Source organism: Sphingobacterium sp. UBA7855, from assembly GCA_002500745.1.
GTDB lineage: Bacteria > Bacteroidota > Bacteroidia > Sphingobacteriales > Sphingobacteriaceae > Sphingobacterium.
Window position 1 is genome coordinate 557,645 of record DLST01000010.1, and the last position, 15,550, is coordinate 573,194.

The 15,550-nt window shown below is 37.0% G+C and carries 20 protein-coding genes; 14 read left to right on the forward strand and 6 right to left on the reverse strand.

Annotation, left to right across the window (positions count from 1 at the left end; genetic code table 11):
- Position 1: 1 nt before the first annotated feature.
- Positions 2 to 1,003, reverse strand: a complete 1,002-nt coding sequence (locus B2107_RS08590) for an aldo/keto reductase (RefSeq protein ID WP_293955015.1) — start codon at positions 1,001 to 1,003, stop codon at positions 2 to 4.
- An 82-nt stretch (positions 1,004 to 1,085) separates the two neighbouring features.
- Entirely contained in the window at positions 1,086 to 1,994 is a 909-nt protein-coding gene (locus tag B2107_RS08595; protein WP_293955017.1) for a helix-turn-helix domain-containing protein, read from the reverse strand.
- A gap of 184 nt (positions 1,995 to 2,178) precedes the next feature.
- Here B2107_RS08595 and arsC point away from each other — a divergent pair, with 184 nt between their 5' ends.
- The 6 genes from arsC (at position 2,179) to B2107_RS08625 (ending at position 5,816) form a co-directional block, all read left to right on the forward strand.
- The gene (gene arsC / locus B2107_RS08600; RefSeq protein WP_293955019.1) at positions 2,179 to 2,532 is read left to right on the forward strand and encodes an arsenate reductase (glutaredoxin); all 354 of its coding nucleotides are present in this window, start codon (positions 2,179 to 2,181) and stop codon (positions 2,530 to 2,532) included.
- A 620-nt stretch (positions 2,533 to 3,152) separates the two neighbouring features.
- The gene (locus B2107_RS08605) at positions 3,153 to 3,800 is read left to right on the forward strand and encodes a hypothetical protein (protein WP_293955021.1); all 648 of its coding nucleotides are present in this window, start codon (positions 3,153 to 3,155) and stop codon (positions 3,798 to 3,800) included.
- A 45-nt stretch (positions 3,801 to 3,845) separates the two neighbouring features.
- The gene (locus B2107_RS08610) at positions 3,846 to 4,592 is read left to right on the forward strand and encodes a DUF1266 domain-containing protein (RefSeq protein ID WP_293955023.1); all 747 of its coding nucleotides are present in this window, start codon (positions 3,846 to 3,848) and stop codon (positions 4,590 to 4,592) included.
- 10 nt (positions 4,593 to 4,602) lie between these two features.
- Positions 4,603 to 4,770, forward strand: a complete 168-nt coding sequence (locus B2107_RS08615) for a hypothetical protein (RefSeq protein ID WP_293955025.1) — start codon at positions 4,603 to 4,605, stop codon at positions 4,768 to 4,770.
- Positions 4,771 to 4,908: 138 nt separating this feature from the next.
- On the forward strand, positions 4,909 to 5,283 hold the full coding sequence (locus B2107_RS08620; RefSeq protein ID WP_293955027.1) for a hypothetical protein: 375 nt from the start codon (positions 4,909 to 4,911) through the stop codon (positions 5,281 to 5,283).
- A gap of 92 nt (positions 5,284 to 5,375) precedes the next feature.
- Positions 5,376 to 5,816, forward strand: a complete 441-nt coding sequence (locus B2107_RS08625; RefSeq protein ID WP_293955029.1) for a hypothetical protein — start codon at positions 5,376 to 5,378, stop codon at positions 5,814 to 5,816.
- A gap of 135 nt (positions 5,817 to 5,951) precedes the next feature.
- On the opposite strand, the gene B2107_RS08630 is transcribed toward B2107_RS08625, so the two are convergent.
- Positions 5,952 to 6,401 (reverse strand): hypothetical protein, encoded by a 450-nt coding sequence (locus tag B2107_RS08630; protein ID WP_293955031.1) that lies wholly within the window; start codon positions 6,399 to 6,401, stop codon positions 5,952 to 5,954.
- 418 nt (positions 6,402 to 6,819) lie between these two features.
- Between B2107_RS08630 and B2107_RS08635 the strand changes: the two genes are divergently transcribed.
- Positions 6,820 to 6,954: an alpha/beta fold hydrolase gene (locus tag B2107_RS08635; RefSeq protein WP_293955033.1), complete on the forward strand. Its 135-nt coding sequence runs from the start codon at positions 6,820 to 6,822 to the stop codon at positions 6,952 to 6,954.
- Between the two features lie 201 nt (positions 6,955 to 7,155).
- Positions 7,156 to 7,311: a hypothetical protein gene (locus B2107_RS08640; protein ID WP_293955034.1), complete on the forward strand. Its 156-nt coding sequence runs from the start codon at positions 7,156 to 7,158 to the stop codon at positions 7,309 to 7,311.
- A gap of 81 nt (positions 7,312 to 7,392) precedes the next feature.
- Here the strand turns inward: B2107_RS08640 and B2107_RS08645 are convergent, their stop codons facing one another.
- Positions 7,393 to 7,593 (reverse strand): YqaE/Pmp3 family membrane protein, encoded by a 201-nt coding sequence (locus B2107_RS08645; RefSeq protein WP_293955036.1) that lies wholly within the window; start codon positions 7,591 to 7,593, stop codon positions 7,393 to 7,395.
- A 301-nt stretch (positions 7,594 to 7,894) separates the two neighbouring features.
- Between B2107_RS08645 and B2107_RS08650 the strand changes: the two genes are divergently transcribed.
- The 6 genes from B2107_RS08650 (at position 7,895) to B2107_RS08675 (ending at position 13,353) form a co-directional block, all read left to right on the forward strand.
- Positions 7,895 to 8,098, forward strand: a complete 204-nt coding sequence (locus B2107_RS08650) for a hypothetical protein (RefSeq protein ID WP_293955038.1) — start codon at positions 7,895 to 7,897, stop codon at positions 8,096 to 8,098.
- A gap of 289 nt (positions 8,099 to 8,387) precedes the next feature.
- Positions 8,388 to 9,188 carry a hypothetical protein gene (locus B2107_RS08655; RefSeq protein WP_293955040.1) on the forward strand — a complete coding sequence of 267 codons (801 nt, stop codon included), beginning with the start codon at positions 8,388 to 8,390 and terminating at the stop codon, positions 9,186 to 9,188.
- A 187-nt stretch (positions 9,189 to 9,375) separates the two neighbouring features.
- Positions 9,376 to 9,963, forward strand: a complete 588-nt coding sequence (locus tag B2107_RS08660) for a TetR/AcrR family transcriptional regulator (protein ID WP_293955042.1) — start codon at positions 9,376 to 9,378, stop codon at positions 9,961 to 9,963.
- Positions 9,964 to 10,103: 140 nt separating this feature from the next.
- Positions 10,104 to 10,397 (forward strand): hypothetical protein, encoded by a 294-nt coding sequence (locus tag B2107_RS08665; protein WP_293955044.1) that lies wholly within the window; start codon positions 10,104 to 10,106, stop codon positions 10,395 to 10,397.
- Between the two features lie 481 nt (positions 10,398 to 10,878).
- Complete coding sequence (locus B2107_RS08670; RefSeq protein ID WP_293955046.1) at positions 10,879 to 11,934, forward strand: NAD(P)-dependent alcohol dehydrogenase; 1,056 nt, start codon at positions 10,879 to 10,881, stop codon at positions 11,932 to 11,934.
- Positions 11,935 to 12,054: 120 nt separating this feature from the next.
- Positions 12,055 to 13,353: a cryptochrome/photolyase family protein gene (locus B2107_RS08675; RefSeq protein WP_293955048.1), complete on the forward strand. Its 1,299-nt coding sequence runs from the start codon at positions 12,055 to 12,057 to the stop codon at positions 13,351 to 13,353.
- A 74-nt stretch (positions 13,354 to 13,427) separates the two neighbouring features.
- Here the strand turns inward: B2107_RS08675 and B2107_RS08680 are convergent, their stop codons facing one another.
- Positions 13,428 to 14,213: an alpha/beta fold hydrolase gene (locus tag B2107_RS08680; protein WP_293955050.1), complete on the reverse strand. Its 786-nt coding sequence runs from the start codon at positions 14,211 to 14,213 to the stop codon at positions 13,428 to 13,430.
- 520 nt (positions 14,214 to 14,733) lie between these two features.
- The gene (gene map / locus B2107_RS08685) at positions 14,734 to 15,495 is read right to left on the reverse strand and encodes a type I methionyl aminopeptidase (protein ID WP_293955052.1); all 762 of its coding nucleotides are present in this window, start codon (positions 15,493 to 15,495) and stop codon (positions 14,734 to 14,736) included.
- Positions 15,496 to 15,550: the final 55 nt, after the last annotated feature.

The following is a 15,550-nucleotide window of genomic DNA, read 5'->3' on the forward strand; positions in this document are numbered from 1 at the left end:
ATTAATGGTTGACTAAAGCCATAGCACCTTCACTGTATCGTGCTCCAATATTAGGGTATTTGAGAAGTATTTCATCTATTTTTTTTAAATCATCATGCGATAATTGTACATCAAGGGCACCAACATTTTCCTCCAGGTATCTTCTTTTTTTAGTTCCTGGAATAGGAATGATGTCATTTCCTTGTGCCAGCACCCAAGCTAAAGCGAGCTGTATAGGACTACAGTTTTTATCTTTTGCCAGTAGGGAGAAGTCGGCGACTAAATGTGCATTGTTCAACGCATGTTCACCTTGATTTCGAGGTAAGGTTCTTCTAAAGTCGTCCGAAGCAAGATCTTCTAAATTTAAAGAATTGGAAAATAATCCACGCGCTAGAGGCGCATAAGGAATTAAACTTATCCCCAACTGCCTTACGGTGTGTAAGATTTCTTTTTCTACATCACGTGTAAGAAGCGAATATTCGCTCTGTAAAGCAGCTATAGGGTGTACGGCATTTGCTTTAATGATTGATGCGGGAGATGCTTCGCTTAAACCCAAATACCTCACTTTTCCTTCTTTAACCAATTCTGCCATAGCGCCTACGGTCTCTTCGATAGGAATATTGGGATCTACGCGGTGCGCATAATAAAGATCTATGGTGTCGATTCTAAGGCGTTTTAAACTTTTTTCTACCGCTAATTTTATCCATTCGGGCGAGCCATCGAAATAAGTGTTTGCCGTACCACTTGGACCTGCTATTTCATCTTTAAAGCGAAACCCAAATTTTGTTGCAATAAAAACTTTGTCACGGTTGGGAACAAGCACTTTTGAAATAAGTTTCTCATTGGCACCGTTGCCGTACATATCCGCGGTATCCCAAAAATTAATGCCAAGGTCCAATGCTCTTTCCAATGTTGCAATGCTCTCTTTTTCGTCCGTAGGTCCGTAAGCAAAGCTCATTCCCATACAACCTAATCCAATCGCAGAGAGTTTTTCATTTGTTGTTCCAAGATTTCTATATTTCATAATGATTACATTTTGTTCAATACAAAAGTACATAAGGAACAAACGAAGCGAGTTAAGACAATCAAACAGATTGTTATACAATTCAAACAGTACTGCTTCGGACTTGGTTTGGAGACATCCCGGTTTGCTTTTTCAAGAAATTGGTAAAATAGGATGGATATTCAAATCCTAGGCTGTAGGCAATATCCGATACATTCCAATTGGTATGCAGCAACAAAGCTTTGGCTTCTTGGGCCACACGGTTTGCAATATGTGTACTGGTGGTTTTGCCTGTGGCTTCTTTTACCGACCTGTTGAGGTGATTGATATGAACCGAAAGCGCATGCGCATAATCTGCAGGGCTTTTCAATTGCAGGCTAAGGTGAAGGGTATTGATTGGAAATTGTCTTTCTAACAGCTCAAGAAATAATCCCGATACCCTAGTCGATGCATTGGTATAAGATCCAAAACTCGCTGCGGGACTCGATTTCATCGTTTCATGAATTAGAAGATGTAGATAACTTCGCAACATATCATCTTTATGGATATAGCTCGAGTTCATTTCAACCATCATCTTTTGGAAGATTGTAGAAATTTCTGCTAATTGTGTTTCATCCGGAAAATAAATCGGATTGCTACCTATCTTGAACAGGGGAGAGTCTTTTAGACTTTCTATCCGTTCACTATGCTGTATAAATTCCTCTGTAAATACGCAATACCATCCGGATTGTTCTGAGGATTCGGGCTCCCAAGCATATGGAACAACCGGATTCGCAAATAACATGGCAGGTCTATCGATTTGTATCCACTTATCTGCGTAATATAGTTTTCCACGCCCTATGATAAGGGAGGTTTTATAAAAATCGCGGCGATTGTACGGAGATACGACAGTACAGGATTCCCTGCTGAAAACATTGAAATGCCCAATTCCCGTATTATTTAGCGGCAAATCCAGATGAGTTAAACCTGGTTGCCTTTTGTAAAAATCTGTTACACTTTCGGCTGATTTCATATCACTAAATTAAAAAAAGTGAAACAATCCTAGGTCATAAATGGATCAGTTTCTCAAAAATGAATTCCAATTTTTTGTTAGCTAATGGTATTTTATTTAAACTGTTTGTGATCTTGTTCGTATTTTTGCAGTATCCAATAATTGTTTTTCTTTATCACAAAGATACCCTTTACATGTTATGGCCATGATTAAAATTTATCATAATAAAAATTGTAGCAAGAGTTGTAATGCGTTGGAAGTGCTACAGCATCAAGCTGTGGATATAGAAGTACAGGAGTACTTAAATGATGTTCCAACCAGAGACCGGTTGATTGAATTATTGGGGCAACTCAATTTAAAACCTTTGGAACTTATCAGAAAAGGAGAATCTGTTTTTCAGGAAAAATTCCAAAATCATCATTTGACCGATGAGCAATGGATCGATGCGATGTTAGCGTATCCGATCTTAATTGAGCGACCTATCGTTGTAAAGGATGGTGAAGCCGTGATTGGTCGACCTATTGAAAAAGTTGTAAAGCTCATTCTGGCTAAACAATAAAGGTGGATTGATCCTTGTAACTTCTTTTTTATGAAGCATTTTATGAATATATTGACAACTTTGTTATATATTTTTAAACTATTTGTCTGATCTTACTCATACTTATCTTCAGTGATCTGAACAGACTATTATTGGAGCAAATTAAGTTTATTGATGTCAAAGAGGCTATCTATGCTTATGGTTACTTAATCAAGGCCTTGCTGACATATTTGGATGCAATAAGCTGGTCATTTTTTCTTATCATTTTCAAGGACAACAAAGGGAAGATCAGACAGTAATCGGATTCTAACTTTTGAAAGTGTTTGATTTAAAACTGTTATGAGATACAATTTGGTATCAATGTATTTCAGTTTTATTCTTGATGTCTATGACCTACTTTAGTAAATACGGAAATTATACAGTCTACTTGTATTTAATTGGCTAAAATATTTAAAATCAACAATTGTCATGTTGTTTTCAAATATTTATTATTAAGCTACAAATATCGCCAAGTTTTGACCTAATATGGGTTCCGGATTTAAGGGGTGAATAATTATGTGCAGATTTACGGTGATCAATGAAAACATGGGATATGTTTTCACGATTTTACAGATTTAAATACTTCATTAAATATTTTTAGTTTGAAAAGAGTCCTCATTATCCTGTTCATATTGCTGGTTTCATTTTTAATTGCAGCGTTTTTTATAAAAGTCAATAAGGGGGAAACCTTACTCTATAAGATACAGCAGTGGGTTAGCTACGATACAGCAGATTGGGAAAATTACCAAAAAAATAAGCAGCTATTGGCTTCCGGAGCCACCGAAGTAACGACGACAGAAGTGACGGCTGCCGAAGATGAACTATATCCGGTCGATACGAATCGCATATCGCCTGAATTTAGGGCTTTAGAAATCGAAAAAATTAAAAAGGCAGATTTAGGGCGATTAGTAATAGCAAAGTTACGACCCGATGATGAGGACGCACAAATTGCATTAATTCATTTCACAGATCGTAAATTGACCGATGTGATAATCAATCAAAAGATTAATATTAAAGTTGGAACTTGTTTTGAAAACCCAAAAACAGCAGGTAATTATCGCTGTGTAAGTTGTATGATTTTACTTTACAATCGAGAGAAGAAAGATTGGGTTGAAGCTCCAAACGGTAAGAATTTCTTGAAAAATGCCTATGATTTCTACCAGATTTCCGAAGGGGATATTTGGCAAGCACGCGAGCTGTCCATGAGAATCCCGTACGATTATGCGCTGTTAGCAAAATATAGTAAGTAAGATTTCTTTTACGTAGTTAATATCAATACCGTTATGTTTAAATTTTTGAAAGAATTATTTAATGCGGCAAATGAAGGTGTAAATGAAGCCAAAGATGAACTAACTTTGAAAGCCGAAGAGGGAGAAATGGCGGGAAGTTTAGTACCTGATAACGCTATACTTCTGAATACTCCTTATGAAGAACAGTTTGGTAACGCGCTAGGAGCCGCATTTAGAGTGATTGTTTTTGGGGATTGGTTTACGGTATTCGGAAGTACCGGAGATGATGGTAGTTATCCGATTCACTTATATCAATTTGGTAATTATCCAAGGGTTGATCAATATAGAAGTGATTTTATCAAATTGCTAAAGAGAGATTTTGGTATAACAGATAGAGAAACTTGTCTTGAAATGTTGAGTTCATACTTTACGTTACTTGGGATAGAAAAGACAGGGACCGCATTGGAGGGAAAAAACGGCAAAATCGATACGTCCATTTGGGATATCTCCAAATCAGGGGTAAATGCCTTTGTTGTTGCTGTCGTAAGTCATATTACTACATCCGCAACGGACGTTGAATATTTACCAAAACCTTTGGCATTAAATGTTCTCAAGAGTTTGTCACTATTTGCGAGAGAGCATTTTATTGATTGGTTGCAATTTTCCGATTATTTCCTGAAAGGAGAAGATCAAGTTGGTGTAAACAGTAAAATTGGGAAATCTTACTTGAAAAGGTATATTGGGTATCTTAAAGAAAAGAAAGGAAGTCCTTGGAATAATATTGCATGGCAGAATGGTAATCATTCCGTCTGAGTGTTGTCTCATGTGGTCTTCACATCCACTACATTTTACGGCTTTGGATTTGCTGTATCAATTTGAACAACAAATAGGTCAGAAACAAGTCGGTGGCTACATCTATTTCAAAGGATTAGATGCTATCGAGAAAGATGAAGGGGGAATTCCGATGTTCTATCTGATTTGTATAAGTTAATTTCTTTTTGTGGAATAAATGAATTCTAAAGGCATCATTTTGGTTATCAGTTGTGTGTTGATCGTTGTCGTGTCGATAGCAGTATATAGGAAAAATGTAGCTAAGAAATATTTATACAGTGTTAAAAAAAGCTATGAAATGAATGATCATTTTGAGACAGATAAATTAAGAAAACTGTCATCACGTCCCTTTTTATTTGGTATAGAAGATAATCTGCTAAGTGACGAAGATTATTTTTTTGATGAAAATTATTTCTACGCTGTCGGTCGAAGAGACGGAGCAGGTAGATCCTTTAGGTTAGTGGATATCATTGAGCTTCGTAGGACATCGACTCAAATTAATAATCACTATATCTGGCAAGTCGTCGTTCAATTGGATAGCAAGGGACAGTCCATTTTTAGTTTTACGCATAACTATTCCCTTTGGAATAGGAATTTCTATGCTTTTTATCAAAAAATACGAGAACTAAATCCACATGCAATCAAATCAAAATGGAGTTTGTGGACGATGTAACAAATTCAATTTCAGCGTTTGTTTTGTACAGAAAAAGTTGTCGTAACTAAAAACCGTAATCTAATAACTTTTGTTATTTTAAGTAAAACGTTATGGGTAAATTAAGATTATTGATCATGAATGTGTTGGCAATTTTTATTTATGGAGCTTGTCAATTTCCTGATCGCCCACCACAATTCAGTACAAATGAATCTAAGCACAAGGCACAGGAATTACCTTCTAACATAACGTTTTTTGGTGGTGGAAGATCTAAGGAAATGAATATGGTATCAGGAAAAACAGATACTATTTTCATTTCAGTCCATCAGGCGGATTCGGCTCTTATCAAAATAAAAACTCCCATGGATACAGCCAATGTACGAATTAGTCAGCTTTTTCTGCCCAATGGTTCGGCTGATGGCCCCTTCGGCCAAGAGCTTGCCTATAGATTTAAAGATGTTGGCCAATATCATATTACTGTAAATGAGAATAAAATGATAGGGAATCATTACTCAGGGCCATATGTAGTACAAATTGTGCCAATAGTTCAATAGTACACTTGAAACTAATAGAATTGAACAATAGTTATTCCAAGCAAAATGGATTCAGAATAACTATTGTGGCATTCAGGAATTTAATACAGCAGGCCTTGTGCTGATATAGGATTAAAACGAGATCTTCTTTTTGGGCTACTCAACATCACCTGTGTACTTGATCGTATTATCCACATAAAGCGCTGATTTTTTAGCATCGTATCTATAGCTATCCTTCTGATAGATATCATTCTCAACTTTATCCAAGATAATGGTATTTTTATTGTCATCAGGTAAGAATAATTCTAGCTTTGATTTATCCTCGCTAAGAACCACAAAAGCACTAATGACAGCTTTTCCTTCTTCTTTCTCCGTTGGATTTAGGCGTAAGCCAACATTAAAGACCTGGATACACCCTTGTTTGATCTCACTCCAAGTTTGTCCTGCCGCGACCAAACAACCATGCTCATCCTTGTTGCCGCCGATCGACGGGGTTGCTTCTTCCTTGTTTTGATCAACTGCTTCTTTGGATTCATTGTTCTTGGGAGTATTATTACAGGCCGTGAAAGTAACAAGACTCATTGCTATAAATGCTAATTTTCTCATTTGAATCGGTTTTTATATGTTCCATGACGTTCTTACAATAAATATACCACAGTCATCTGTTTATTCTTTACCGACCCAATACGTGAGATTTTTATCCTTTAATTAGCTATAAAGTGTATGTCTACAGTATCGCAGAAAAATGTTTAGCGTACTTCAATATTGTCATAGGACAAGTCGAATTTCTGTATAGTTTATCAATATTGTGATATCGTTCAATGTTGCCTTTTATCTCAGTACATTAAACGGAATGATTTTAAACCGGTGTAGATAGAAACTTTCGACCCTGATCTGTTTACAAGTTTGGACCTGCAAAAGTCTTTTACCGATGGGGTCTTGTTGAGTTTTAAAAAATTATAGAAAACAAATCGCTGTAGAAGCGTGTGCTATTGATAAAAATATAGACTATTTAGTATAAATTATGCGTGAAATAGAATCGAAAAGCGCTTATGCACCTGCTAAAGGGATAAAACTTTACTACGAGATATTTGGCACAGGAAAACCTCTCGTACTGATTCATGGTGGTGCATCCTCCGGTTTTTCGGATTTTAAGTAGACTGTAAAAAGGTTGCATGATCAGTATCAGTTGATTTTGATAGATCTATAAAATCATGGAAGATCCGATCATCGATCCTCAGCTGAAACATTCGAGCAGGATGCCAAAGATGTTTTGGCCGTTCTAGATTTTCTTTCCATCGGCAAAGCTTCGTTTTTTGGTTTTAGCAATGGAGCGACAACCCGTTTGAAATTTGTGACGATGTACCCATACAAGTTCGAAAAGCTGATAGCAGCATCCGGAAATACAAAAAGAGAGGGGCTTCAGCGGATTCCGCATGCGCGACTGCTTATTTTACCAGCTAATCATGGGAACTATATGATGACTGATTTTAATGGCGGTGTCAACGACCACTGATTGATTTTACATTAAAACAAGTACAACAATTTTTGGAATCTAAATGATGCTCGGCTTACCGAATAACGGAGCCCTGATGTTTTATCGGTAATTACGGATATTGCGTTCCAATTTGCGCATGCGCTGTTCGTTTTTCCCGTCAACACGAGACGCAACCGCCCATATGGCTGCGGGTATCCAACCAAGTATAGTTATCTGAAGGATCAAACAGAGAAGACCACTTAGAATTTTACCACGTAAAAAAAACGATAACCAAGGAAATAAAACTGCTATTAATATCATAAGTAAAAGGTTTGAAAAACATTCAAATACAAAATTACGGTATTCAATACTAAAAATTGCGAATAATATCGACTTAAGCAATATAGCTAGTTTTTTTAGGGTCGTAATGTGTTGATATCGTAATGTGTTGATATATAGTTGTTAGTGGTTTTGTTCTATTAGCATATGTAAATATTAAGAAAACTTTAAATGTGCTATTGGATAGCTAAATTTAAAAATTTTAAGGAGGAGTGGCACCAAAGTTGATGTCTCCCTGTCGAATATTTCAGATGCAGATTACATATAATAAATGACGGAAAGCATGGGAAACGATAATAATATTATTGAGAACTTAAATAGCAAATATCATGGATATCTAGAAGATGAGGGGAAATGGCTCAATGAAGGATTTAAGAATATTTTCATCGATGGTGAACCAAGTAAAGCAAATCTGAAAACCTCGGTTTATCTGATGTTACCCCAAGAGATCAGGGAATATATCGATCAGTTGTTACTCAATGATTGATTATAAAATTATAGGAACAAGTAATTCAAAGTAAAAGGTTACTAAAATCAAATTTTTCTGATTTTAGTAACCTTTATTTGTTTAAACAGGGGCGGACAGACCATATCTGGTCGACTCAACTTGGACCCAACGGGAACGATGTACGACGATGTACTTTTGGATTTCGCTGCACTGCTAAAAGTCAAAAGGTGTTAATCCTGCATAATTTCATTTGCAAATGAATACAAATTTATTTTAGTTTGAAGATCTTTACGTCGCAGTAAAGATCATAACCCAAAAAATAATTTGAATGACAATTTCGATGAAGCCGTTTCATTTTTTATATTATAGTGTATGTTGTCTGATCGTTTTATCTGGTGTGCTGTATTCCTGTCAATCGCAAAATCCGGATCGGGTGATACTTGAAAAATTGGATAGAAACTTTAATGCATCCAAATTTTATGGCCCCAAAATAAAGAGGAGCGAAGAGTTGCTGCATGCGGACGTTAAAAGTATGGATAAGAAAGAGTTGAAAGAAGTCTTTGAAACCGCCATATTTAAAAAGGATACGCTTGCTATTTTTAATTCAGAAGGGAGTCTGCCTACGTTATTTTATATCGAGTCTACCGCAGCTTGGGGAACACGGAAGTTAAAGCCAGTCAAAAATTTTGGGTATCGTTATACCACTGTTTCTTACAATGAAGAAAAAGATACCATAGCACTCTTAAACGGAGTATCATTTCCTGCCCTAACGATGGCGGAAGATAACAGTGGTAAATTTGCTTACCTAAATGCGATGAAGAGCTTAAAAAATAAAGATGATTTTAATAAAATTTACCGCTATTTACAAAAAAGCTACAAAAGACTAAAGCTTCAGAATGATGCCGGGGGCAGTATAGAAGGTTGGGAAAGTGAAGATTTTTATTATTTTTTACTTAAAAAAAATAGACGGGAAGAACAGATTTTCTCATTCGGAGAAGATAAAGACAATGAACCTGCGATCACTGAAATTGTCGATATCCGCTTGGAGATATACGGTAAAAAGTATATCCAAACGATGAGAAGGGAAAACGTTTATCTACCGGATTATATTCCAAATGTCAATGAATAGACGTATAAAAGGTTAGATAGGCAGCCTTTTGATAAATCCACCCGATTTAAAACTATTTTGGTTTCCCAATTCGCCAAAGCACACTGACTGTACAGAACAAATGTACCGTTTATAGGAAATCAGTAGTAATAATAAAAAAATACCAGATATAGCTTTTTTTCGACATTTTTTGTATGTTTGTCGAACAATGACAGGTCAACAGGAAAATATTAGAGAAGAAATTATCCTATCTTCCATGAAAGTGTTTGAAACATATGGATTTGCAAGAGTTTCTATGCAGGATATTTCAAAAGCTTGTGGAAAGGGGCGGAGCACGTTGTATTATTATTTTACCAGTAAAATGGACGTGTTCGATGCAATTGCCGAGTATTTGTGTCAACAGGTATTTCAGGTTGCGAGTCAAACATACCATAGAAACGCTTCATTGGAAGATAACCTAGTTGGTTTTTTACAGGCAAAATTGCGCCAAATTAACTTAATCACTAAGCGTTTTCATCTCGCATTTGAAGACATGAAGTCAGATCCAGCTTTGATGGTTTCAAAAACGCGTTACATGTTGGATGATGAAATCAAGCTGATCCGTAAAATGATTGAATTAGCCATTAAGAAAGAAGAAATTCAGCCGCTTGGTGAACAAGACATCTTATTCTTATCGGAAATGTTAGTGACCACATCGCGTTGTTTTGAACAGGAAGTTTTACTCTTTGACCGTTTTCCAGATTTTGAAGCTAAACTTTCCTGGCTGATAAGCATCTGCGTCAAAGGCCTTCGCTAATGATTGTATCGTATGGCAAATTTTTGGATAGTAAGGAATATAGGTACTGTTTTTTTTGTATTCAAATTCGACATAAATACAAAATATGTCTATATTGATTTTTAAACTGTTTTAATAAAAACATAGATTGGGAAAATGCTATGGAATTAAATGCGAAAGTGGGCGAGTTGGTAAAGAGCGTTGCATCAGAAAGGTGTATTTTAATTATGGTGGAGACAGAGCAACCCGGCCGTACTGAGATTACAGGATTGTTGGATCCAGATATAGATTGTTATTTATTAATCAACAATGATGTAGAGCGGTTGGATGGGCTCGCTCTTGCGCTGGAAAATGAAAATAAAAAAGTTCGACTAGCCCGTGACATTGAAGAACTAAAGCAGATGCACCTTTTGAACAATCAGCTACAACAAATTGCCGTTAAAATTTTGAAATAATCTAAATATGTATAAAGTAGTTTATTCGTTGTCACGCAAGCTAAAATGGAGAGCTAGCGAGATTTATAATTTTCTCTATCAGCGTTTTCCTGAGATAAAAAATATTGATCTCATGTTAGATGACAACCAATTTTTGCTTGTCCTTCGAATAAGTAGTCGATTGGAATTCTCTATTCTAACTATATGTCAGAAACAAGGTTTGGCAATGCAGTTTGTACAAGTTGAGGACACTGATTAGCGCATTTGGTTTATAACGCTTTTCGAATTTATAGTGCTGTTTAGCCCAGTATCTAATGAGTTGTAAAGAAACCTCGATTTAAGACTTCTAATCATGCTAATTTAAAAGTTACTTTTTACTTTTAAAATAATTCCTGCAAAACATTTTTCACGTCCAATGGTTATTTTTATCGCGTGGATGGATTTAGGCGATATAGGGGATTTTAGTCATTTATTCAAAAATTATAGAACGATTTTATCAAGTATGAGTACATTTTCAATAAAGGCGTTTGGCACAAGCGCACCAGCTGCCGAACTGCAACAGATGGCTATCGAACGGCGTGAAGCCAGTGGAAAAGATGTCGAGATTGATATCTTATTTTGTGGTGTTTGTCATTCTGACTTACATACAGCGCGAAACGAGTGGGGTGGGACTGTTTACCCAAATGTACCCGGCCATGAAATTGTAGGACGAATTACTAAAGTTGGGGATGCTGTAACCAAGTTTAAAGTCGGTGATCTAGCTGGCGTAGGTTGTATGGTAGATAGTTGTCGAGAATGTGAAAGTTGCAAAGAAGGGCTGGAACAATATTGTGAAAATGGAAATATCCAAACATACAATGGACACGATAAACACCTCAATAAACAGACTTTTGGTGGTTATTCCGAACGCATTGTGGTGGATGAGGATTTTGTGCTCCATATCCCTGCAAATTTGGATCTCGCAGCAACAGCTCCTTTATTGTGTGCCGGAATTACTACCTATTCCCCGTTGAGACATTGGAATGTGGGACCGGGAAAAAAAGTTGGTATAGTTGGTATTGGCGGTTTGGGACATATGGGGGTTAAAATAGCGAAAGCGATGGGAGCTCAGGTGGTTGTGATTACAACTTCTGCTTCGAAAGTCGACGATGCCAAACGTTTAGGTGCTGATGAAGTTATCTTATCAACCGATGCACGACAAATGAAAGAGCATACGGGAACATTACATTTCATTTTAGACTGCGTTTCGGCACAGCATGACATCAATGCCTATTTAAGTTTATTGAAGCGGGATGGTTCACTGACGCTTGTTGGTGCTCCAGAACATCCATTACCCGTCGCTCCTTTTAGTCTGATTCCAGCGCGTAAGAGCTTTTCAGGGTCGATGATCGGTGGAATTGCAGAAACGCAGGAGATGCTTGATTTTTGTGGTCAACACAATATTATATCTGATATTGAGCTCATTAAAATTCAGGATATTAATCACGCCTACGACAGGTTACTGAAAAGTGATGTTAAATATAGGTTTGTTATCGATATGGCAAGTCTGAAAAACTAATCCAATACAATTTTTAAACGCTGAACCATCAGGCATAATATTTAATACTCCTGATGGTTTAGTTTGTCTAGTACCGAACAGTTGTTCGCTATGCTTAGGGAATGGAACATCCGTCATTTTATGGAAAAAAATAAAGTTACTATATTTTGGTTTCGACGCGACTTACGCTTGGACGATAATAGCGGGCTTGCTCGCGCGCTGACGATTGGATTCCCTGTATTGCCCATATTCATATTTGATGAGGATATTTTGGAGCAATTGGAAGACAAAAGCGACCGCAGGCTTCATTACATTCATCAAGCACTAACGCATATCAATGCTTTACTGCAAAAAAGTGGAGCCTCTTTAAATACATTTTATGGTAAACCTATCGATATTTTTAGAGAATTGGCTGAAAAATTTGATGTCCAGGGAGTTTATTGTAATCGAGATTATGAGCCGAAGGCAATTCGTAGGGATAAGGAAATTTTCGAATTTTGCAAATCGATTGAGATTCATTTCAAAGCTATAAAAGATCAGGTAATTTTCGATAAGGGAGACATTTTAAAGAATGACGGAATGCCATATACAGTGTATACACCGTATGCAAAAAAATGGCGGGAGAAACTGCGCTCCGATGATTATCGTTCCTATACTTATGGAACTGAATTCTTCTTTCAGCAAAAACAGCAGCAAATCATTCCGTTAAAACAAATGGGTTTTTTAGAAACAGACCTCATTTTTGAAGAACCGCATCTCGATGCCAGTATCATAGATCACTACGATGAAACTCGCGATTATCCAGCTTTAAAGGGTACCACCAAATTGGGGATAGCACTTCGTTTTGGAACCATTAGTGTTCGTAAATGTGTTGCATTTGCATTAAAACATAATGCAACATGGTTATCTGAATTGATCTGGCGCGAATTTTTTATGCAAATACTTTATCACTATCCCCATGTCGTTACCGAATCCTTTAGAAAGCAATACGACGCTATACCATGGCGGAATAATGAAAAGGAATTTTTGCAATGGTGCAATGGAGAAACCGGATATCCCATGGTCGATGCAGGCATGCGACAATTGAATACTTCAGGCTATATGCACAATCGTGTACGGATGGTGGTGGCAAGTTTTCTTTGCAAGCATTTGTTGATCGACTGGAGGTGGGGGGAGGCTTACTTCGCTCAAAAGTTAAATGACTATGACTTGTCTGCCAACAATGGCAACTGGCAGTGGGCCGCCGGGAGTGGCTGTGACGCTGCACCCTATTTTCGGGTTTTCAATCCGGCTCTCCAAGCGGATAGGTTTGATAAAAATCAGGAATATATAAAAAAATGGGTGCCTGATTTAGGTACTGCAGATTATTGTCAGCCTATGGTAGATCACAAAATGGCTCGCGATAGGGCTATAAAAACCTACTCAAAGGCTTTGAAATAAAAATGCCAATGTCTATCCAGCACGTCGGGTTTTACTAACTGGCGAATAGGTATAGATATTGGCTTTTTATGAATTTACTGATCTAAGAATTCGGCGACAAAAGCGTCAAATACCTTTGGATTTTCGGCTTGAACCCAGTGACCTGCATTAGGGATAGTTTTAAATTCGGCATTTGGAAATTGTTCCTTGATCTTTATCCTATCTTCCGGTAATATATATCTTGATTTCTCGCCCGCCAAAAATAAAGTGGCACCGTTATATATTCCTGATTTTATCGCTACAGTGATAAATTCAGTATATTTATTTTTTAAAACATCCAAGTTAAAGCGCCAATCTAATTTTCGATCTTCTCTGATATATACATTCTTTAATAAAAATTGGATAACGCCAGGGTCACTTAAATATTGCTCAATCGTATCTTGCACATCTTTTCGGGTTTCTAACGTCGTGATAGCTACAGCAGACAATGCATCGAAGATATCTTCATGGTGTGGAGGATAAGCTTTGGGTGCTATATCAGCGATAATCAGTTTTTCAATTTTTTCTGAATGGTCGATAGCAAATTGCATGGCCACTTTTCCACCCAAAGAGTGCCCCAAAAGTACTATTTTATCAGTTCCGATAGACGCTATATAGGTAAGAAGGTCGTCTACCATCACTTCTATTGACATGTTGTCACTGTGAAAGCTACGGCCATGGTTACGTAGATCGAGTAAATGTACCTGTCTTTTCTCCCCGAAACCACGGCCAAAGGATCCCCAGTTGTCTGCCATTCCGAATAGACCGTGAAGTACAATTAATGGCGTTCCACCATTATTCGCACCATATATTTTACTGTGTTGTAGTTCTTTCAATGTCATGATAGCTCCAATTTCAAATTTTCATTTGTATGCGATGAGTATATGTAGCGAATTTAGCTTTTGTTGCTGAATTTTTAAGCCAAATTTTGTAAAACATTTATGCCGCGAGTAGTCGATTCCATGTTAGTAGTATTGCCACTACGTGAGATTTCGGAAGGAATGTCCGGCCACATATTCTTTACCCTTCAGTAAAGCAAAAGGTGGAATGTTTACAATGGAAATAAAAAATTTTTTTAAAAGTGATTTTCATCACTTTTTTCTTGAAAAGTAAAATCTATCTTTACTACAGTAGCACTTAAACGATATTGTTGAACTTGCTATTAATAATTTTAGCCATAAAAAATATATTATTTGGGGGTTTTCTCATACGAGAAGCCCCTAATTTTTTTATAATCGCTCAGGTTCTGCTGAGTGTCTATGAACTATTGATAGGCTAAATTCTTGGTGAGAAGAAATGAGCCATTTTAGTCGCTTTCAATAAATTATTTAAAATGGTTTAACAGTATCTAGCTATTGCGCACTAAAAAAATGCATTTTCTGCCGTTAATATAATAGGAGAGCCATCAGTAATCAGAATCGTGTGTTCATGCTGGGCCATGAACCCGCCCTTATCGCCAACCATTGTCCAGCCGTCACTGAGTTCAGTCGCGTACGTAGAAGCTGTTGAGATAAAGGTTTCAATAGCAACCACAGTGTTTTTACGAAATCTGCGTTGATCGAAGCGATTTTTATAATTCAGCAATTCATTAGGCTCTTCGTGCAGACTTTTTCCCACACCATGTCCACCAAGATTTTTGATAACTTTATAACCTCTTTTTTTAGCTTCATTTTCAATAAGATGTCCAATGTCTGCTATTTTTACGCCGCCTCGAATGTTACTTATTGCCTTTTGAAGAATTTCTTTGGACGCTGTTACTAATTTTTCATGTTGATGTATATCTTTTCCGATAACAAAGGAACATCCATTATCAGCCCAATAGCCGGCAAGCTCTGCAGATACATCAATATTAATCAAATCACCCTCTTGCAGTATCCTTTCCGCATGCGGTACTCCGTGACAAAATTCGTTGTTTATACTAATACAGGTATAGCCAGGAAATCCATACGTAAGTGCTGGAGCAGAATTTGCACCCATGCTTTGTAATATTTCGGCTCCATATTCGTCAAGCTCTTTCGTAGACATTCCCACTTGAGCATATTCTATCATGGATTTTAACGTCTTTGCAACAGCATTGCTCGCTTTTTGCATGCCTGTTAATTCGGTTTCATTCGTTATGGACATCGCTACTATTTATTGTGAAGCATGTAAAATCTGTTTCCACACCATGTGGTTCTAT